Below are 19001 nucleotides of genomic sequence, written 5' to 3' on the forward strand. Positions count from 1 at the left end.
GCGTTTCGGCAATAAAAAAAACCGCGCGGCGTATGCCGCGCGGTTTCCAGGCCGAGGCCGAAGGGGATAGGGTTGCGGGACCCGATTAGAAGTCCATGCCGCCCATGCCACCCATGCCGCCCATGCCGCCGCCGGCGGGAGCAGCAGGTTTGTCTTCGACCAGCTCGACCACCGTGGCTTCCGTGGTCAGCAGCAGCGAAGCAACCGAGGCGGCGTTTTGCAGTGCCGTGCGGGTCACCTTGGTCGGATCCAGCACGCCGCATTCGACCATGTCGCCGTACTCGCCGGTGGCGGCGTTGTAGCCGTAGTTGCCCTTGCCGTTCAGCACGTTGTTGACGATCACGCTGGGCTCTTCGCCGGCGTTGGAGACGATGGTGCGCAGCGGTTCTTCAATGGCACGCAGGACGATCTTGATGCCGGCATCTTGATCGGGGTTGTCGCCCTTGAGGTCCTTGATGGCTTGCTTGGCACGGAGCAGGGCCACGCCACCGCCGGGGACGATGCCTTCTTCCACCGCAGCGCGGGTAGCGTGCAGGGCGTCTTCCACGCGGGCCTTCTTCTCTTTCATTTCGACTTCGGTGGCGGCACCGACCTTGATCACCGCCACGCCACCGGCCAGCTTGGCCACGCGCTCTTGCAGCTTCTCACGGTCGTAATCCGAGGTCGCTTCCTCGATTTGGACGCGGATTTGCTTGACGCGGGCTTCGATGGCCTTGGAGTCGCCAGCGCCGTCGATGATGGTGGTGTTTTCCTTGGCCACTTCGACGCGCTTGGCTTGGCCCAGCTCTTGCAGGGTGGCTTTTTCGAGCGAGAGGCCAGTTTCTTCGGAGATGACGGTGCCGCCCGTGAGGATGGCGATGTCTTCGAGCATGGCCTTGCGACGGTCGCCGAAGCCGGGCGCCTTGACGGCGGTGGTCTTCAGGATGCCGCGGATGTTGTTCACCACGAGGGTGGCCAGGGCTTCGCCGTCCACGTCTTCAGCGATGATCAGCAGCGGGCGGCTGGCCTTGGCGACTTGCTCCAGGATCGGCAGCAGGTCGCGGATGTTGCTGATCTTCTTGTCGTGGATCAGGATGTAGGGGTTGTCCAGCGCCGCGACTTGCTTGTCGGGGTTGTTGATGAAGTAGGGCGACAGGTAGCCGCGGTCGAACTGCATGCCTTCCACGACTTCCAGTTCGTTTTCCAGCGACTTGCCGTCTTCGACGGTGATGACGCCTTCCTTGCCCACTTTTTCCATCGCGTCGGCGATGATCTGGCCGATCGAGCTATCGCTGTTGGCCGAGATGGAGCCGACCTGGGCGATTTCCTTGCTCGACGAGCAGGGCTTGCTCAGCTTCTTCAATTCTTCCACGGCGGCGGCGACGGCCTTGTCGATGCCGCGCTTCAGGTCCATCGGGTTCAGGCCGGCGGTGACGTATTTCTGGCCTTCGTGGACGATGGCCTGGGCCAGCACGGTGGCGGTGGTGGTGCCGTCACCGGCGTTGTCGCTGGTCTTGGAGGCGACTTCCTTGACGAGCTGGGCGCCGAGGTTTTCGAACTTGTCCTTCAGTTCGATTTCCTTGGCCACGGACACGCCGTCCTTGGTGACCGTGGGGGCGCCGAAGGAGCGCTCGAGCACGACGTTGCGGCCCTTGGGACCGAGCGTGACCTTGACGGCGTTGGCGAGGACGTTTACGCCGCGCACGACGCGGGCACGGGCGTCATCCCCGAACTGGACTTGTTTGGCAGCCATTTAAGAAAATTCCTTGGAGTATGGGTTGAACGCTAGGGGATCTTGCAGCGAGCCTCAAGGCTTACTGGATCACCGCCAGGATTTCTTCTTCACGGATGACGAGCAGTTCTTCGCCGTCGACCTTCACGGCTTGGCCGGCATACTTGCCGAACAGCACCTTGTCGCCGACTTTGACGTCGACCGGCAGAACCTTGCCGTCTTCGGTCTTCTTGCCCGGGCCAACGGCCAACACTTCGCCTTGGTCAGGCTTCTCGGCAGCGCTGTCGGGGATGACGATGCCTGAAGCGGTTTTGCGCTCGTTGTCCAGGCGTTTGACGATCACGCGATCGTGCAAGGGACGGAGGGCCATACAAACTCCTGATATTCTCGAAGTTGACGTCTGATTATTGAAAAGAGGCTGGAACGCCGGATTCCGGCCAAGTCCCGCGCGAGCGGACGATGCGACAGCCTCGCCGGAATGCCCCCGCGCCGTGGACGGCGTTGTTAGCACTCTCGGCTAGCGAGTGCTAATTATAGGGATGGGTCTAGGGTCTTTCAAGCTGAAGGGCGTAACGAGATCGATCCGGTCGAGCGCGACCACCGTTTTGGCGCGGCGTTCGCGCAGGCTAGGGGTTTACCCGAGCGCAAAGCGCGTCAGGCTTTTTTCGCCGGCGCCCCGGGGGTGCCATCGATGCGATGCCCGCGCCGCGCGGGGTCGGGAATCCGCCGCACCTATCGAGAAATCGGATAACAGAGATTTGGAAACGGGCCTGTATTCCCGGGCCCGGCGGCGTAATAATGGCGCGCGGCTGCCGGCAAGGCTCCGTATTCATGCACGACAAATAGATCGATACAAGGAGACAGCATGGAAGCTTTCCGATTTCGTGCCGCCGTGGGCGCATGCGTGCTGCTTGGCGCTGCTGCGACTGCCCCGGCCGCCGCACAAGATTTCCCCGCGCAGTGCCAGGTCCTGAAAATCATCGTTCCGTATTCTCCCGGGGCGTCCGCGGACCTTGCTGCAAGGGTGGTCGCCGAGCGGCTCGGCACGGCTCTGGGCAAGACCATGGTCGTGGAGAACAAGCCGGGCGCGAGCGGCAACATCGGCACCGAAGAAGTGGCGCGCGCCCGGCCAGACGGTTGTACGCTCTTGATGAACGGAACGGTCATCGCGACGTTCGTGCACAGCTTTCCGAAGCTGGGCTATCACCCGTTCAACGACCTGGTGCCCGTGGGCAGCGTGGGCATCACGCCCACGCTCACGGTGGTGCCGGCCAAGAGCCCGTTCCACAGTTTTTCGGAGCTGGTCGAGGCCGGCAAGGCCAAGCCCGATACCTTGAACTACAGCATCGCAGGCTACGGACTGCAGCAACACTTGGCGATCGAGGAAGTGATGGCGCGCACCGGCGCCCGGTTCGTCTACGTGCCCTATAAAGGCGCGGGCGGCGCCGGCATGACCGACCTGCTTGCCGGGCGCGTGGATTTCGCGAGCTTCCTGGCTGCGACGGTCGCGGGTTTCATCAAGAATGGGCAATTGCGCGCGCTGGCCGTGATGCAGGACAAGCGTTCCCCGCTCTTTCCCGACCTGCCGGCCACCGGCGAACTGGGCTTGAAGGGCCTATACGGCGGCGTGCATTTCTTGTTGTTCGCACCAGCCAAGACGCCCCGGGCGATCGTGGACCGTCTCGATGGTGCGCTGGCGAAAGTGGTCGGCTCGGCCGAGGTCAAGGAACGCTTGGCTGGCGCCGGCATGGAAGCGACCGTGATGTCTTCCGCCCAGATGGCAGCCGAAATGCAAGCGCTGTCTGACGCGCTGGGACCCACGATCAAGCGGCTCGGCATCCGGCTGGAATAGCATGGAGCGACGCACTTATGTGTTGGTGCACGGCGCCTGGCACGGGGGGTGGTGCTGGCGCCGGGTGGCCGACCGCTTGAGGGGCGCCGGCCATGCGGTTTTCACGCCTACCCTGACGGGCCTGGGCGAACGCCGGCATCTCCTGCACGAAGGCATCACGCTGGAGACCTTCGTGCAAGACGTCGCCAATGTGATCGCGGCGGAAGAGCTCAGCGAGGTCTATTTGGTGGGGCACAGCTTCGGCGGGCGCGTCGCCTGCGGCGTAGCCGATGTCATGCGGGATGCCGTGCGACGGCTGGTCTTGCTCGATGCCGGATTGCCCGAGCCCGGCAAGGCGGCGTGGGACGATTTGCCGCCGGCCGAGCGCGAAGCCCGGCTGGCGCGCGCCCGTGCTGCCGGGCTGCATTTCGCGGTGCCCCCGCCGCCGCCCCCAGCTTTCGGCGTGACTGAGCCAGCCGCCGTAGCCTGGTTGGAGCGCCGGCTTACGCCTCAACCGCTGGGTGCCTATACCTCCCCGCTGCGTTTGTCGCACCCGCTGGGCAATGGGCTGCCGGTGTCCTACGTGCGCTGCACCGCGCCCGCCTACGAGCCGATCGCCTCCAGCGCGGAGCAGGCACGCGCCCGCAGCGATTGGGAGTACCTCGAGCTGGCGACCGGGCACGATGCCATGGTCACGGCGCCGGATGCGCTGGTGGAGATCCTGTTGGCGTTGCAGTGAGGCGCGGTGCCGCGCGCAGGGAATGACCGACCGGCGCGGCGGCTGAGCGGGGCGGCAGTCAGAATGCGAAACGCGACATGCCGCCGTCGACCGGGATGACGGTGCCAGTCACGTAGGAGGCTCGCGGCGAGCAAAGGAAAACCGCCAAGTTGGCGAGTTCCTCGGCCTCGCCGAAACGGCCGGCGGGGATCTCCTGGCGCGCGAACTCGAGCTCGCTTTCCACGGTGGGATAACGCGCCTTCATCTGTTCGCTGTGGATGCGGCCGGGCTGCAGGCAATTGACGGTGACGTTATCTGCGGCGACCAGGCGCGATAGGCCTTTGGCCCAGACGTGGACGGCGGCCTTGGCGGAGAAGGCAGCGTTGAGGATCTTGGGTTCGGACGTGCCGGTGATGTTGATCACACGCCCCCATTTCTGGCTGCGCATGCCGGGGATGATCGCATGGGTCAACTCCCTCAGGCGGAAGAAGTTGAGCGTCATGCCTTCCATCCATTTGTCGGGCCCGGCATCGAAATCGAGGGGTCGGCTGCCGCCGCCGGCGTTGACCAATATGTCGATGTGGCCGAAGGCCGCGCGCGCCGATTGCTCGATGAGTTCGATCGAGTCTTCCCGGTAGAGGTCGGCCTCGACGACCAGGGGAGCGGGGCCGCCGGCAGCCATGATGTCCTGGGCAAGCGCCTCTAGGAGGGGGCGGCGGCGCGCGACCAGCGCGACGCGGACGCCTTCCATGGCCAGGCCCATGGCAATGGCTTTACCTATTCCTTGGCTGGCCCCCGTGACCACGGCCGTGCGTTCCCGCAATTGCAGATCCATTTTTCCTCCCTGGTGTTGGTGGCGAGATAGTAGTCATCGCCGACGGTCTTGGAAAGAAGAAGGACGTGCGCAAAAAAAGCGCCGCATCGGTGGGTGCGGCGCTTTTGGCCTCGCTGCGGGATGGCCGGGAGGGGACGGCTGGGCCGGCTGCGGGCGGGCCCAGCCGCGAGCCCGCGCATCAGACGTCGAAGAACACCGTTTCCTTGCCGCCGTCGGGCGTGTCCTGGATGCGGATGTCGAAGCGGTACACCACCTTGCCGTCGCGTTCTTCGCGCTTGGCAATCAGGGTGTTGCGCCGTACTTCCCACTCGATCCCATTGATGATGGGATCCTTGGCATTGGCTTCTTTCTCGTCTTCGAAGTAGACCCGCGTGTGCAGGCCGATGTTGATGCCGCGGGCGAACAGGACGAGGCAGATGTGGGGCGCCTGCATGGTGCCGGGCTTGGGCCCGGGCACCGGGCCGGGCTTGATGGTCTCGAAGCTGTAGAAGCCAGTCTCGAAATCCGCGCCCGTGCGGCCCCATCCGCGGAAGGTCGGGTCGATGGGCTTGTCTTGCGTGTCGGCCGGGTGGGCATACTTGCCGGCGGCGTTGGCTTGCCAGATTTCGATCAGCACGTCGCGCAGCACGGTGCCGCTGCCATCGAACACCTGGCCCTCGAGGCGGATGCGTTCGCCCTTGGTTTCGGGCTGGACGAGGACGTTGCCGAAATTGTTCTCGAAAATATCGAAGCCGGCCTGCTTGGGAGCGAGGCCGATGTGCACGTACGGGCCGCCCGTCTGGGAGGCCGTCTCGCGGTAGAAGGTGATCTGGGTGCTCATGATCCTGTTCTCCCTCAGACGTTCTCGAACCAAGTCGCGGAGCGGCCGCGCAGCGTGATGTCGAAGCGGTAGCAGCGGCTGTCGAGCGGAATGAAGTTGCCGATGTCCTGCAGCGCGATCAGGCCGCGGATTTGCTCTTCATTCTTGATGGTCTTGAGAATGGGGCAGTGCGGGATGAGCGGATCGCCTTCGAAGTACTGCTGCGTGATCAAGCGCTGCGCCCAGCCGTCGGCCAGGATGGAGAAATGAATGTGCGAAGGCCTCCAATCGTTGAGGCCGTTGCGCCATGGATAGGGGCCCGGCTTGATGGTGCGGAACCAGTAGTAGCCGTTCTCGTCGGTCAGCATGCGTCCGCAGCCGCCGAAATTCGGGTCGAGCGTGCCGATGTAGGTGTCGTTCTTGTGACGGTAGCGGCCGCTGGCGTTGGCTTGCCAGACTTCGATCAGCGCGCCCTTGACCGGGCGGCCGAATTGGTCGCGCACGAAGCCGTGGACGATGATGCGCTCGCCGATGGGCAGGCCGTCCTTGGCGAAATTAGTGATCAAGTCGTTGTCTTTGGGGCCGAGCTCTTCCGGCCGGAACACGGGCGAGGTGATCTCGGATACCGAGGGCGGGTTTGAGATCAGCGCGCGGCGCGGCGAACGCAGGACGCTGGTCTTGTAGCCAGGGGTGTAGGCTGGCGGGTGCGATTCGGGATCGCGCGGGAGGAAAAAGCCCGTCGTCGAGGAAGGCAGAAGGGGATTGCTCATGTCTCTCTACCGTTGGTGGGAATGTTCGCAGCGGAAACTGTAGTCACCGCGGCTGGCGGGGACAAGTGAAGAATGCGCCGGCAAGGTATAACTTGACGGAATATCTTCGGCCAAGGCTACTCGTTCAGGAAGAGGCTCCTTCCAGTCGTTCGCACGCGGCGCGCCAGCGGGCCGCCACTTCCCGTACCACCGCGGCCATGTCGCCCGCCAGCGGCCGGTGGACGGCGGGCTGTGCCTGGGTGAAGAGGCCGATGGCTTCGGTGGCTGCCCCGGGCACCCGGCGCGCGGCCAGGATGCCGTGCTCGACCTCTTGTTTGACGGTGCTGAGCGATGCGAACCAGAGCGCATCGCTGTTCAGCGCAAGGTTGCGGGCGAGGGGGATGGCGAGGGTTTCCAGCCGTTCATGGCTGGCGGCGGGACGGAGCTGGGCGAGGAAACTGTCGGCGGCCTGGTAAATGCTGGTGCCAGGCAGAGGGAGGATGACAGGGTAAGACAGCTCCTGCCATGCGTGCCAGTCGGCCCGGGCCAGGGGGTGTAGGGGGCGCATGGCCACGACCAGCGGTTCGCTCCACAGGGGCTCGAAACGTAGTTCCAGCATATGGTCCGGTTCTGCCAGCCGCCCGACCACGACGTCGAGCTCCCCTTGCCGCAGGCGGCCCAATAGTTCCGGGTTGAGCCCGGTTTCCAGCCGGACGGGGCCGTGGCGCCCGCGCGCACGCCAACTTTGCAAGATTTCCTGTGGCAGCTCCACCGCCAGGGAGGGCAGTACGCCCAGTTTCACCGAGTCGCCTTCCGGATCGCGCGCCTCGCCCAAGGCCATTTCCAGCGCCATGACGCCTTGGCGCGCATGCTGCACGAAGGCCATTCCCGCCGCGGTCAACGCCACGCCATGGCGTTGGCGGACCACCAGCGGCTTGCCGACGATCTCTTCCAGTTCCTTGATGATCTTGCTTACCGCCGGCTGCGTAATGGACAGGAACTCCGCTGCGGCGCGCATGTTGCCGTGCTGCGCCGTGGCGAGCAGGCACCGGATGTGTTGCAGGCGGATGCGGTTGAGCGGCGACGGGGACATGGGAACGAACGTCGGGAAAGCCGTGATGGTACGGCTTTCCCGGCGCGCATGTCAGGCCCGCCGCCCCGAGGTGGCACCCGGTGCTTCAAGCCGCCCGGACTTCGAGCTCCGGCTGCGCCAGCGCCCGGTGGACGCGCCCGAGCACCTCGGGGTCGTCGAGCAGCCGGAGGCGCTGCGCATCGGTGAGGTGCGAGAGGCCCGTCTCGAGCACCTCGTTCGTGAAGCGCGCCCGGGCGTGCTCGATCAGGGGATGCCCCGCCCGGTGGCGGGCGGTCGCACATGCGCGGGCCAGCGCGTTCACCGCGGGATCGGTGAGCGCCTCCATGAAGCCGGGACTGCGGCGCGCCTGGTTGGCTTCGTTATAGCGATCGGTATCGAGCAGCTCGCGTGGCGGCGCGGTTTCTTCCGGAATACAGAACAAACCGTTGGCGAAGGCCCGCCGGCCCAGGCTGACCCGGCTGGAAAGCACGGACAGCGGGATCGCGAGCAGCAAGGATGCCAGGATGGGCAGCATCCACCAGAGGAAGTTGGGGTTCAACCAGGCGACCAGCAGGCCCCAGCACACGCCTAGCAGGGTTTGCAGCCCGTGGCGCTTGACGGCTTCGCCCCACGGCGTTTCGTTGTTGGCGCGGGCGGGCGATTTCCATTGCACTTTCCATCCCAGGAAGGCTGCCACGACGAAACGCGTGTGGAAGAGCATCCGTATGGGCGCGAGCAGCATGGAAAACAGCACTTCGAGCAGCATGGACTTCAGCAGCTTGCCGCCGCCCCGGTAACCCTGCGCGCCTTTTACCCAGGCGAGCAGGACGCTCAGTATCTTGGGCAGGAAGAGCAGCAGGGCCGTGGTCGAGAACAGGGCGATGGCCTCTTCGGGATGCCACTGCGGCCAAATGGGGAATAGCTGATGCGGCGCGACGAAGTATTGCGGCTCGGTGAGCGTGTGCACGGCCAGCAACGCCGTGGACAGGGCGAGGAACAGGAACCATAGCGGTGCCGACAGATACGACATGACGCCGGTCAGGAATACTGCGCGGTGCACGGGGTGCAGGCCGTGGATGAAGAAGAGCCGGAAATTCATCAGGTTGCCCTGGCACCAACGCTGGTCCCGCTGCAGCTCGTCCAATAAATTGGGCGGCAGTTCTTCGTAGCTGCCCGGCAGGTCGTAGGCGATCCAGACGCCCCAGCCGGCGCGCCGCATGAGCGCGGCTTCGACGAAGTCGTGGGAGAGGATGGCGCCGGCGAAGCTGCCCTTGCCGGGCAGGGGAGCGAGCGCGCAATGCTGGATGAAGGGGGCCAGCCGGATGATGGCGTTGTGGCCCCAGTAGTGAGATTCGCCCAGCTGCCAGAAGTGCAGGCCGGCCGTGAACAGGGGGCCGTATACGCGGGTTGCGAACTGCTGCACGCGCGCATAGAGGCTGTCCATGCCGGAGGCGCGCGGCGCGGTTTGGATGATGCCGGCTTCAGGGTTGGTGTCCATCAGCACGACGAGCCGCTTGAGGCATTCGCCGCTCATGACGCTGTCGGCGTCGAGCACCACCATGTAGTCGTACTGGCTGCCCCAGCGGCGGCAGAAGTCGTCGATGTTGCCGCTCTTGCGCTTGACCCGCCGGCGGCGGCGCCTGTAGTGGATGCGGCCGAAGCCTTTGACGGCTTTGCACAGCTCCACCCAGGCGCGCTGTTCTTGCACGCAATGGTCGGGCTTGTAGCTGTCGCTGAGGATGAAGAAATCGAATTTGTCGAGATCGCCGGTGCGCTCGACCGATTCATAGGTTGCCCGCAATCCGGCAAACACCCGGCCCACGTCTTCGTTGCAGATGGGCATGACGATGGCGGTGCGCGTGTTGGGAGAAATGGGCACGCCCTCGGCCACGGTGGCGGAGATGCTGTAGCGGTCCCGGCCGATCAGCAACTGCAGGAAGCCCATCAGCGCCGTCCAGAAGCCAGCCGATACCCAGCAGAACAGCAGTGCGAACAGCAGCAGGATGGCGACTTCCAGCGCTTGTCCGCCCTGGTAGGGCAGCACGGCCTTCATGTACCAGGTAGCGATGGCCGTCTGGCTGAGCACACCCACCAGCAGGATCGAGCGACGCAGCCGTCCCGCGGTTTTCCAGCGCGGCTCGGGCGGACGGGCGAGCCGCTCGGCGCGCCGCTGGTGCAGCCTGCCGCGCATCTTGCGCCACCCGCGCACCAGCGGGTTGGTGACCCACGGCTCGGGGACCATGGAGGTCCGCCGGATGGGTGGCGCCGTCTTGACGCATAGGCGGCCCGCATCGTCGCGGCCGATGACGCCGTACTCCTGGATCTCCGGGCCGTAGGCCTCGATCAAGGCTTGTTCGAGTGCCGCCGCGTCGCTGTCTTGCCCAGGGGCTGGGTTTATCGCTGTTGCCATGGCGTCACTCGGTTTTCTCATAGCCAGGCAACTGATAGCTCCAGGTTTCGGAGACGGGCGTCTGGCCGTGGACCAGATGGGCCCGCATTTCGACCGGCTTGGTCGTGTCCTTGACCTTGAGGCGCACGGTGACGCGCCAGCCGCCGGTGACGGGGTTGCGGCGCAGGCTGTTCTCGATCACGTCGGCGTTGCCGCCGGTGGAAAAGTTGAGCGATACCGGCAGGGGCGGATCATTGGGCTTGGCGGGGGCCGGATCGGAAAAGTCGATGACGAAGGCCGTGCTGCCATCGGGGCGCCGGATCAAGTCAGCGCCCTTGACCTCGCCTGCCGAGCGCCGCGTCTGTAGCACGCGCGCCAGTTTGGGATCGTACAAGCCGGCTTCGTTGCGCGTCCAGCGCAGCGTGTAGTTGAAATCCAGCGCGGAACCGGGCTTGGGCTGTTCTTCCGGTACCCAGAAGGCCACGATGTTGTCATTGGTCTCGTCCGAGGTCGGGATCTCGACCAGCTCGATGCGGCCCTTGCCCCAGTCGCCGCGCGGCTCGACCCAGAGCGTGGGCCTCAGGTCATAGCGCTCGTCCAGGTCTTCATATTGGCGGAAGTCCCGTCCGCGCTGCTGCAGCCCGAAGCCCCGCGGGTTTTCGACCAGGAACGAACTGTTGGCCAGCCGGCGTGGATTGTTCAGGGGGCGCCACAGCCATTCCCCGTTGCCGGCGTGGAAGGCCAGGCCGTCCGAGTCATGCAGCTCCGGCCGGAAGTTTTGGGTTCCGGACGGTTGGGCCGACCCGTACAAATACATGCTGGTCATGGGCGCGATGCCGAGCTTGGTTACTGGCGCGCGCAGGTAGATGCGCGACCGGACCTCGACCGTGGTGTCTTCGCCCGGGATGATGGTGAACCGGTAAGCGCCAGTGGCGCGTGGCGAGTCCAGCAGTGCGTAGACAACGAGGTGTTTGTCGCTGTTGGCCGGTCGGGCAATCCAGAATTCGCGGAAGCGGGGAAACTCCTCGCCTGACGGAACCGCGGTATCGATCGCGAGACCGCGCGCCGAGACGCCGTAGACTTGGTCCTTGCCAACCATGCGGAAATAACTGGCGCCAAGGAATGAGGCGATTTCGTCATCCCGCTTGGATGGGTTGTTGATCGGATAGAGGATCCGGAACCCCGCGAATCCCAGGCCTTCCAGTTGTTTGGGATCGGGGCTGCGCGGGCCGAAGTCGAAGTCTCGCGGGTCATACTTGATTTCGCGCACCCCTTCCAGGTCCACCTCGTGGATCTTGACCGGCAGATCGAAGGCCATGCCTTGATGGTGGAAGGCGATCTGGAAGGGGGTGCGGCCTTCGGCCCACAGGAATTTCTCGCGCTTGGGCTGGATTTGCTTGTACTCCGCGAACTTGAGCTCGCGCAGCTCCCGTGGCAGTTGGCTGGTGGGAGCCTTGTATTTTTCCTCCGCGAGCGCTTTGGCGCGCCGGGCGACGTCCGAGAAGTCGAACGCCCAGGCGGAATGGGCGGCAAGGAACCCAGCCGCAAGGACCAGGGCCGGTAGGGAGAGGCATGCCCGCAGGCGCGTTCCTGCGAAAAACGGAGTGAAAAGTTCAGTCACGGATCTGGGTCGTCCGGGGTGGCGAGATATGCTGAGACAAGAGGATTTTAGAAGGTATGCCTGTTTGCAGGGGCTTTCTTCCGCAAGCATGTAATACCGGATGTAGCGATCTTTTATGGGGCCATATGGACGTCGAAACCCCCAATTGGTTCCCCTATCGTCCGTTTGCACTACCCTCGCGCCGCGGGTCGGCGCCGGCCCGCAGGAGCCCGTTGCTCAGTACTTCGATGCCATGCAGGCCGCTCGGAAACGGGCGCATGGCGACCGCGTGTCCCATGGCCTGCAACGCTGGAACCAGCGCCTCGAGCTGCGTGCCGCGTTCGAGCCCGGTGGTCCGGTTGCGGCCTCCGTAGCGGGGGAGGTCGATGGCGGACTGCACGTCCAGCCCCCACACGAGACTGGCGATCAAGGTTTGGGCGACATAATTGGCGATCGCGCCGCCGCCAGGGGATCCTACCACCATGCGCAGCCGCGGGCCGGCGCCGTAGGCCCGCAGCACGATGGTAGGAGCCATGGTGCTGCGCGGGCGCTTGCCTCCTTCCGGCCGGTTGGCGACGGGTATGCCGCGTGCATCCACCGGGGACAACGCAAAGTCCGTCAACTCGTTGTTGAGCAGGAATCCTTCCACGAAGATTTTGCTGCCAAACGCCTGTTCGATGGTCGAAGTCATCGCGACCGCGTTGCCGGCCGCGTCGACGATGGAGACGTGCGTGGTGGAGGGCAGCGCCGGGGTGTCGTCCTGTCCATGGCGAGAGGATGCCCCGGGCAGGGGTTCGCCCGGGCGCGCGCGCCCCATGGATCGTTCGGGGGAGATCAGCGCCGCCCGGCGGGACAAATAGGCAGGGTCCAGCAAGGCCTGCACCGGGACGTCCACGAAGTCAGGGTCGGCGAGGTAACGGTCACGGTCGGCATAGGCCAGCCGGCCGGCTTCGGAAAAGAAATGGACGGCGGCAACCGATGTGGGTTCCGCCTTCTCGATGGGCGTGTGCTCGAGCAGCGCCAGCATTTGCAGCACGGCCAGTCCCCCGGAACTCGGCGGAGGCGCGCTGCAGACCAAGTAAACGCGGTAGGGGCGGCACAGGGCCTCGCGCTCCTTGGCCGTATACCGGGCCAGGTCTTCGGTGGAGAGCGCTCCCGGGGTGGGGTGGCTGCGGACCGCGCGCACCATGGCTTGGGCCAGCTGTCCCTGGTAGAACGCGTTCGCGCCATCGCGGGCTATGCGCTCGAGGGTCCGCGCGAGGTCGGGGTTCCTCAGGATCTCCCCTTCCTGCCTGGGTGATCCGTCCGCGCGGAAAAAGTATTCGCGTGCCGCCGGCTGGGCGGCCAGCCGCTGGTTGCCGCGCAGCATGGCCGCCAGGCGGGCCGATACGGGAAATCCGCGGCGGGCCTGGTCGATGGCGTCGTCGAACAGGCTGGGCCAGGGCAGTTTGCCGTGGCGAGCGTGTGCCATCTCCAAGGCCCGCAGCAGGCCAGGCACGCCAACCGATCTGCCGCTGTCCACGGCTTCGAGGAAAGGCATGGGTGCGGCGCCGCGCATGAACAGGGTCTCGCCGACGGCAGCGGGGGCCGTTTCCCGGCCGTCGAAGAAGGTCACCGCATCGCGCGCCGCATCGTAATAGAGGAGGAATGCTCCGCCGCCGAGGCCAGACGATTGCGGTTCGACCAAGCCCAGCATCATTTGCGCCGCAATGGCTGCATCGATTGCGCTGCCTCCGCGCTCGAGCACGCGCAGGGCCGACTGGGTGGCCAGCGGGTGCGCGGTGGCTGCCATGAACCGGCGGCCCATTACCGCCTGCTTGGCTTGGTAGGCGGTCTGCGGCTCCGGGTCTACATCGAAATCGATGTCTTGGGCGACTGCGTGCGCGCCGGCCATCAGCGCGCACGCCAGCCCGAGTAACGGGAACTTACGAAAGCGTCTCATTGGCCGGGCTCAGGCGCCGAGTGCCTTCGCGTGGAACCCAAGGTGATCTTCGATGAAGGTGGAGATGAAGTAGTAGCCGTGGTCATAACCGGGATGCCGGCGCAGCTCCAGTGGCTGCCCGGCGTCGCGACACGCCGCCTCGAAGGCCTCGGGCCGCAGCTGGGTGTCCAGGAATTGGTCGGCCAGCCCCTGGTCGATCAGGATGCCATGAGGAAACGGCTGCCGCGATGCGCGCATCAGCTCCGTGGCGTCATATTGCTTCCACGTTTCGCGGTCCTCCCCCAAGTAATTCCCGAAAGCCTTGTGCCCCCAGGGGCAGTCCATCGGATGAGCAATGGGGGCGAAGGCAGAGACCGACCGGAATTTGCCGGGGTTGCGCAGGGCGAGCACGAGCGCGCCATGGCCACCCATGGAGTGTCCGAAGATGCCGGCGCGTCCGGGGTCGCCGGGCAGCTGGGAAGTCACCAGGCCGAAGAGTTCGTCGACGATGTAGCTGTACATCTTGTAGTGGCGGTTCCACGGAGCCTGGGTGGCGTCCAGATAGAAACCGGCGCCTACCCCGAAGTCCCAGCTATCGGCTTCGCCATCGATGCCCGCGCCGCGCGGGCTGGTATCCGGCGCGACCAGCATGATCCCGTGCCGTTGCGCGAAGCGCTGCGCGCCGGCCTTGATCATGAAGGTTTCTTCGGTGCAGGTCAGTCCCGCCAGGTAAAACAGCACCGGCACCGGGCCGGGATCCGCATGCGTGGGCAGGAACACAGAGAAGCGCATCGGCAGGCCGATGACCGTGGACGCGTGGCGGTAGAAGCGTTGTTGCCCGCCGAAGCATTGGTGCTGGCTGATCAGTTCGAGCATGGGGAGTCCTTTTTTCGCCCCGGCCGGGCGGGGCGGCAAAGCGTGGCGTGCGCAGGGTGCTTGCGCATCCCGGCCCGGCAGGCTAACAGGAACTGGCGGACTGGGACAAGCGAGCCGCTACCCACCGGGATGCGCGCATGGATGCGTGTGCGCGCCGCAAATAACCCTAAAGTTATCCCGAGTTCTTGCCGTCAACCGCTCAAGAGTCGTTGTCGATCCAGAGAATCATGCGCAAGAACTTGCCCGTTACTTCAGTCGAGCGGTTTGTGGAGAAAAGCCGCCCGGTGGTGACGACCACCGACCTGAAAGGGCGCATCACCTATGCCAACCCCGCGTTCATCGAAGTCAGCGGCTTCTCGCGCGAGGAACTCATCGGCCAGCCGCACAACATCGTACGGCATCCCGACATGCCGCCCGAGGCCTTTGCCGACCTTTGGGCTACCGTCAAGCGGGGCCAGCCATGGCGCGGCTTGGTGAAGAACCGCTGCAAGGACGGCGCGTTCTACTGGGTGGAAGCGTACGTCACCCCGCTGCATGAGAACGGCAAGCACGTCGGCTACATGTCGGTCCGCAACGCGCCCGACCGCGAGGAAGTGGCGGCCGCCCAGGCGCTGTACGCAGACATCGCGGCGGGCCGGGCCAAGTTTCCGGCCACGCCCCGCCCCCGGTGGTGGCACCATCCTACCCCCTGGGGTGCCGGCGCGGCGGCGCTTTCGCTTGGCGCCGCGTTGGGAGGCTGGCTGGCGCCGCATTGGGGCTGGCTGCTCGGCCAGGCCGTCGTCGTGGCCGCTGCCGCGGCAGTTTGGCGGTTGCGCGTGTCCGAGCCGCTGCGTCGGGTCGACGAGACGCTGGCCGCGATCGGGCAAGGCATGTTGTCGCAGCGGGTCGAAGGGCGACACCAGTTCGATCTCGGCGGCCTGCCGATGCGCGTGGAGTCTACGCGCATTCACCTGCGCTCGACGTTGTGCGACGTGCTCCAGGTCGCGCGGGCGGTCGATTCCAACGCCGACCGGGTCGACGGCGAGATCGACGCGATCCGCAAGGTGGTCGAAGAGCAGCGCGACCGCCTCACCCGCATTGCCGCTGCGGTCGAGCAGATGAGCGTGGCCATACGCGAGGCGTCCCAGCACACTGGCACCGCGCTTTCGCTGTCGGAATCGGCGCTGCAGGAGGTCGACACCGCCGAGGCCAAGATCAGCGATTCGGTGCGCGGCACCCATTCAGTGGCCGAAGCAGTGGGGCGCACCAACGAACAGATCGGCTCGCTGCATGACCTCGTTTCCACGATCTCCGGCGTCACGCAGGCCATCAGCGAAATCGCCAACCAGACCCGGCTCTTGTCGCTCAACGCGGCCATCGAGGCTGCCCGCGCCGGTGAAAACGGCCGCGGCTTCGGCGTGGTGGCGGAAGAGGTGCGGACGTTGTCCGACCGCACGGCCGGCAGTACGGACGACATCGGCCACGCGCTCGAAGCCATCACGCGGTTCGCCACCGAAACTTCGTTGTCCATGCAGGAAGCGGTGGCCTCCGTGCAGTACAGTGGCGAGCAAATCCGCGAAAGCGCCGGGTTCTTCGAGCGCGTGCGCCGCTCATCCATGATGGTCGTCGAGCGCGCGCGCGACATTTCCGGCATGCTGCAGCAGCAATCCTCCGCGTCGAAGGAAGTGGCCGAGAGCATGGAGGGCATCGCCCAGGAGGTCGAACGCACGACCGTCTCGGTCGCCTCGCTGGCCCAAGCGACCGAGGCGCTCAAGGGCACCGTCAACCACATGCGCCAACTGTTGGTCCGCTACGAGAACTCGCTCTACCATTGACGCCCGGCGCACGCCGGAACCGGTATGCTTAGGGGCTTGTTCAGGCAAGCGGAGGAGTTGGCTTTGCTGCATGGTCGCATGCTGGCTGGTCACGGGGCAGATCGGCCCACCGGCATCACCGGAACCGGGTGGAAGAAAGGCATCCGGATCGCCCTCGGGGCGGTGCTATCTGTCGCGGCCTCGTGCAGCGCCATGGCCCAGGGCTTGCCTGCGGAACTGGCCGCGGCCTGGAAGGCCACGGGCTTGCCCGACAGCGCGCTTTCGGTCGTCGTGGAACGGGTGGACGGCACGCGGGTGGTGGCCGTCAATCCCGAGCAGCCGCGCAACCCCGCTTCGGTCATGAAGCTGGTGACGACCTTCGCCGCGCTCGACAGCCTGGGGCCGGCTTACGTCTGGCGCACCCAGCTCCTGGTGCATCCCGGCACGACCGTCTCGGCCGACGGCGAACTCTCGGGCCCGCTTTATCTGCGGGCCAGCGGTGATCCGCTTTTCAAGCTGGAAGATCTTTGGCGCCTGTTGCGGGAGCTGCGCCTGCGCGGCGTGCGCAGCATCCCCGAGCTGGTGGTGGACCGCTCGATATTCGGTTCGGTCGCCATCGATCCCGGCGCCTTCGACGGCGACTCGTCCCGTGCCTATAACGCGAGCCCCGACGCTTGGGTGGTCGGCTTTGGCGCAGTGCGCCTGTTGTTCATTCCTGACTCCCGCCTGCGGAGATGGCGCGTCACGATGGATCCGCCGCTGCCCGGCGTGGTCGTCGAGGGCGAGCTGAAATGGTCTGATGCTCCCTGTCCGGGGGCGCCGTCGGTGCGCACGGAGCCTTTCCTGACGTCGACCGGCGTTTCGCTCCGCCTGGCCGGAACGGTATCTGGCAGCTGCGGCGAATTCAGCGTTTATCGCCTGGCCTTGCCGCAGCCCCAGCATGCAGAGGGCGCCTTCCGCCGCCTATGGGAGGAAATGGGAGGCACAGTCCAAGGTCGGGTACGGCCCGGAGTCGTACCAGGCGATGCGGTCCTCTTCGTTACCCACGAATCGCCATCGCTGGCGGAAGTCGTGCGGGTCATCAACAAGTCCAGCAATAATGTCATGGCACGCCTGCTGCTCTTGGCGCTGGGCGCCAATTTCGAGCCGGGTCCAGCGACCGTGGCCAGTGGCGAACGAGCGGTGGGCAGGATCCTCGCCGCCAGGGGGCTACAGTTTCCCGAGCTGGTCGTGGACAACGGGTCCGGGCTGTCGCGCGACGCAAGAATTTCGGCCCAGAGCCTCGCGCGCCTGTTGGCCGCGGCGTGGCGTTCCCCTTTCATGCCGGAATTCGTGTCTTCGCTTGCCATCCCCGGTGTCGATGGCACCGTGCGACGTCGCCTGCGGGAGTCCCCGGCGGCGGGCATGGCGCACCTCAAGAGCGGGTCGCTGCGCGACGTGCGCGCCATGGCCGGCTACGTACTGGCCGCGAGCGGCCGACGCTATACGGTAGTCAGCCTCGTCAACGACGAAGGGGCGCAGCAAGCCAACGGTTTCCACGACAAGTTGATCGCTTGGCTGGCCGCCCAGTGATGCGGGTTGCAAGTGCCGGGTTGCAGGTGTTACCCGATGCTGCCCTGGCGGGTCCAGGGTTCCGGGAGACGGGAGCGACTGCTATCATCGGGTCGTCCAATCGAAAAACAATTTGGGAGCGCAAGCGATGAACACCAGCACTGCAGGCAAGGAAAAACTCATCTCGGACGTGAAAGTCGTGTTGAATGATGCGGAAGACCTGCTCAAGCAAGCCGCTTCCAGCACGGGCGATCGCGCGGTAGAGCTGCGCGAGCGGGCCCTGACCTCGCTCAAGCGCGCCCGCGAGAAATTGCTCGACGTCCAGGATTCCATGTTGGAGCGTAGCAAGGCCGCCGCCCGCGCCACGGACGATTTCGTGCACGACAACCCTTGGCGTGCCATCGGCATCGCCGCCGCGGTCGGCTTCCTGGCTGGCCTGCTGGTCAACAGCCGCCGCTGACGCACCGCGGTGTCGAAGTCTCCGCACCTCTTGAGCTCGCTGCGGGCGCTGGCCGCGACTTCCGTCGGCATCCTGCGCACGCGGCTCGAGCTCGTTGCCATCGAGCTGGCCGAGGAAAAGTCGCGCCTCATGGGCATGCTGTTGGTGGCGCTCGCGGCGCTGCTGTGCCTGGCGCTCGGACTGTTGATGTTTTCGTTCCTGATCGTTGCAGTGTTCTGGGATACCGAGTACCGGCACCTCGCCATTGCGCTCGTCGGGGCGGCCTACCTGTTGGTCGGGCTCGTCATGCTGTTCATGGTGCGAAGGCAGGCATCCCATTCGCCCATCGCCTTTGAAGATACGCTGGCGGAACTCCAGCGCGATCGCGACATGCTGGCCTCCGTCGCGGATGCCGAGAGCCGGCGCGGAGAAGGTTCATGAAGCGGCGCGCTTCGGACATGCAGGCTCGCAAGGAGCTGTTGCTGGCCCGTTCCTCCATCGAGCGCATGGAGCTGGCCGCCCAGCTGCACCAGCTGCGCGAAGCCATCAAGCCAGGCAACGTGGTCAAGTCGGTGTGGCCGGGTTCGCCAGGCAAAGGCGGGGTCGACACCGCCATGCAGGTCTGGCGCCTCCTCCGGCGTTACCCCATCGTGTCTTCGGCAGCGCCCATGCTGCTCGCCCGGGTCCGGCCGCGGGGCATCTTCCGGGTGCTCAAGC

General features: G+C 65.6%; 16 protein-coding genes and 1 pseudogene. 7 read left to right on the top strand and 10 right to left on the bottom strand.

Features of this window, described 5'->3' with window-relative positions; all coding sequences use genetic code 11:
• Nucleotides 1–85: 85 nt before the first annotated feature.
• Nucleotides 86–1732, bottom strand: a complete 1647-nt coding sequence (groL, locus tag IRZ12_RS07185) for a chaperonin GroEL (RefSeq protein ID WP_296466356.1) — start codon at nt 1730–1732, stop codon at nt 86–88.
• Between the two features lie 61 nt (nt 1733–1793).
• Nucleotides 1794–2081, bottom strand: coding sequence for a co-chaperone GroES (groES, locus tag IRZ12_RS07190; protein WP_296466359.1), 288 nt, complete (start codon nt 2079–2081; stop codon nt 1794–1796).
• A gap of 495 nt (nt 2082–2576) precedes the next feature.
• Between groES and IRZ12_RS07195 the strand changes: the two genes are divergently transcribed.
• Both IRZ12_RS07195 and IRZ12_RS07200 read left to right on the top strand, forming a co-directional pair.
• Nucleotides 2577–3563, top strand: a complete 987-nt coding sequence (locus IRZ12_RS07195; protein WP_296466362.1) for a tripartite tricarboxylate transporter substrate binding protein — start codon at nt 2577–2579, stop codon at nt 3561–3563.
• 1 nt (nt 3564) lies between these two features.
• Nucleotides 3565–4281, top strand: coding sequence for an alpha/beta hydrolase (locus IRZ12_RS07200; protein ID WP_296466364.1), 717 nt, complete (start codon nt 3565–3567; stop codon nt 4279–4281).
• Between the two features lie 58 nt (nt 4282–4339).
• On the opposite strand, the gene IRZ12_RS07205 is transcribed toward IRZ12_RS07200, so the two are convergent.
• From IRZ12_RS07205 to fghA, 8 genes are all read right to left on the bottom strand, one after another.
• The gene (locus IRZ12_RS07205; RefSeq protein WP_296466367.1) at nt 4340–5095 is read right to left on the bottom strand and encodes an SDR family oxidoreductase; all 756 of its coding nucleotides are present in this window, start codon (nt 5093–5095) and stop codon (nt 4340–4342) included.
• A 178-nt stretch (nt 5096–5273) separates the two neighbouring features.
• Nucleotides 5274–5915 carry a protocatechuate 3,4-dioxygenase subunit alpha gene (pcaG, locus tag IRZ12_RS07210; protein ID WP_296466369.1) on the bottom strand — a complete coding sequence of 214 codons (642 nt, stop codon included), beginning with the start codon at nt 5913–5915 and terminating at the stop codon, nt 5274–5276.
• Nucleotides 5916–5929: 14 nt separating this feature from the next.
• A complete protein-coding gene (gene pcaH, locus IRZ12_RS07215) occupies nt 5930–6664 on the bottom strand; it encodes a protocatechuate 3,4-dioxygenase subunit beta (protein ID WP_296466371.1) in 735 nt (244 codons plus the stop codon).
• Between the two features lie 124 nt (nt 6665–6788).
• Entirely contained in the window at nt 6789–7736 is a 948-nt protein-coding gene (locus IRZ12_RS07220) for a LysR substrate-binding domain-containing protein (protein ID WP_296466374.1), read from the bottom strand.
• Nucleotides 7737–7821: 85 nt separating this feature from the next.
• On the bottom strand, nt 7822–10125 hold the full coding sequence (mdoH, locus tag IRZ12_RS07225; RefSeq protein WP_296466377.1) for a glucans biosynthesis glucosyltransferase MdoH: 2304 nt from the start codon (nt 10123–10125) through the stop codon (nt 7822–7824).
• A gap of 4 nt (nt 10126–10129) precedes the next feature.
• Complete coding sequence (locus IRZ12_RS07230) at nt 10130–11725, bottom strand: glucan biosynthesis protein G (RefSeq protein ID WP_296466380.1); 1596 nt, start codon at nt 11723–11725, stop codon at nt 10130–10132.
• Nucleotides 11726–11879: 154 nt separating this feature from the next.
• On the bottom strand, nt 11880–13646 hold the full coding sequence (ggt, locus tag IRZ12_RS07235) for a gamma-glutamyltransferase (RefSeq protein WP_296466383.1): 1767 nt from the start codon (nt 13644–13646) through the stop codon (nt 11880–11882).
• A 9-nt stretch (nt 13647–13655) separates the two neighbouring features.
• The gene (gene fghA / locus IRZ12_RS07240; protein WP_296466386.1) at nt 13656–14501 is read right to left on the bottom strand and encodes an S-formylglutathione hydrolase; all 846 of its coding nucleotides are present in this window, start codon (nt 14499–14501) and stop codon (nt 13656–13658) included.
• 227 nt (nt 14502–14728) lie between these two features.
• On the opposite strand from fghA, the gene IRZ12_RS07245 reads away from it, so the two are divergent.
• The 5 genes and pseudogenes from IRZ12_RS07245 to IRZ12_RS07265 all read left to right on the top strand — a co-directional run.
• Nucleotides 14729–16315, top strand: coding sequence for a methyl-accepting chemotaxis protein (locus IRZ12_RS07245; RefSeq protein WP_296466389.1), 1587 nt, complete (start codon nt 14729–14731; stop codon nt 16313–16315).
• Nucleotides 16316–16507: 192 nt separating this feature from the next.
• Nucleotides 16508–17866 carry a D-alanyl-D-alanine carboxypeptidase/D-alanyl-D-alanine-endopeptidase gene (dacB, locus tag IRZ12_RS07250; protein ID WP_296466399.1) on the top strand — a complete coding sequence of 453 codons (1359 nt, stop codon included), beginning with the start codon at nt 16508–16510 and terminating at the stop codon, nt 17864–17866.
• 127 nt (nt 17867–17993) lie between these two features.
• On the top strand, nt 17994–18305 hold the full coding sequence (locus tag IRZ12_RS07255; protein WP_296466392.1) for a YqjD family protein: 312 nt from the start codon (nt 17994–17996) through the stop codon (nt 18303–18305).
• Between the two features lie 9 nt (nt 18306–18314).
• Nucleotides 18315–18725 carry a phage holin family protein gene (locus IRZ12_RS07260; protein ID WP_296466395.1) on the top strand — a complete coding sequence of 137 codons (411 nt, stop codon included), beginning with the start codon at nt 18315–18317 and terminating at the stop codon, nt 18723–18725.
• Nucleotides 18722–19001: pseudogene (locus tag IRZ12_RS07265) on the top strand (hypothetical protein); the annotation flags it as partial. The gene IRZ12_RS07260 and the pseudogene IRZ12_RS07265, both read left to right, overlap by 4 nt.

The organism is Pigmentiphaga sp., assembly GCF_019689535.1.
In the GTDB taxonomy this organism is placed as follows: domain Bacteria; phylum Pseudomonadota; class Gammaproteobacteria; order Burkholderiales; family Burkholderiaceae_B; genus Pigmentiphaga.

What these genes read in the sequence shown, in the direction of transcription:
- groL (WP_296466356.1), bottom strand. Translation starts at nt 1,732, where the DNA reads ATGGCTGCCAAACAAGTCCAGTTCGGGGATGACGCCCGTGCCCGCGTC.
- groES (WP_296466359.1), bottom strand. Translation starts at nt 2,081, where the DNA reads ATGGCCCTCCGTCCCTTGCACGATCGCGTGATCGTCAAACGCCTGGAC.
- IRZ12_RS07195 (WP_296466362.1), top strand. Translation starts at nt 2,577, where the DNA reads ATGGAAGCTTTCCGATTTCGTGCCGCCGTGGGCGCATGCGTGCTGCTT.
- IRZ12_RS07200 (WP_296466364.1), top strand. Translation starts at nt 3,565, where the DNA reads ATGGAGCGACGCACTTATGTGTTGGTGCACGGCGCCTGGCACGGGGGG.
- IRZ12_RS07205 (WP_296466367.1), bottom strand. Translation starts at nt 5,095, where the DNA reads ATGGATCTGCAATTGCGGGAACGCACGGCCGTGGTCACGGGGGCCAGC.
- pcaG (WP_296466369.1), bottom strand. Translation starts at nt 5,915, where the DNA reads ATGAGCACCCAGATCACCTTCTACCGCGAGACGGCCTCCCAGACGGGC.
- pcaH (WP_296466371.1), bottom strand. Translation starts at nt 6,664, where the DNA reads ATGAGCAATCCCCTTCTGCCTTCCTCGACGACGGGCTTTTTCCTCCCG.
- IRZ12_RS07220 (WP_296466374.1), bottom strand. Translation starts at nt 7,736, where the DNA reads ATGTCCCCGTCGCCGCTCAACCGCATCCGCCTGCAACACATCCGGTGC.
- mdoH (WP_296466377.1), bottom strand. Translation starts at nt 10,125, where the DNA reads ATGGCAACAGCGATAAACCCAGCCCCTGGGCAAGACAGCGACGCGGCG.
- ggt (WP_296466383.1), bottom strand. Translation starts at nt 13,646, where the DNA reads ATGAGACGCTTTCGTAAGTTCCCGTTACTCGGGCTGGCGTGCGCGCTG.
- fghA (WP_296466386.1), bottom strand. Translation starts at nt 14,501, where the DNA reads ATGCTCGAACTGATCAGCCAGCACCAATGCTTCGGCGGGCAACAACGC.
- IRZ12_RS07245 (WP_296466389.1), top strand. Translation starts at nt 14,729, where the DNA reads ATGCGCAAGAACTTGCCCGTTACTTCAGTCGAGCGGTTTGTGGAGAAA.
- dacB (WP_296466399.1), top strand. Translation starts at nt 16,508, where the DNA reads ATGGCCCAGGGCTTGCCTGCGGAACTGGCCGCGGCCTGGAAGGCCACG.
- IRZ12_RS07255 (WP_296466392.1), top strand. Translation starts at nt 17,994, where the DNA reads ATGAACACCAGCACTGCAGGCAAGGAAAAACTCATCTCGGACGTGAAA.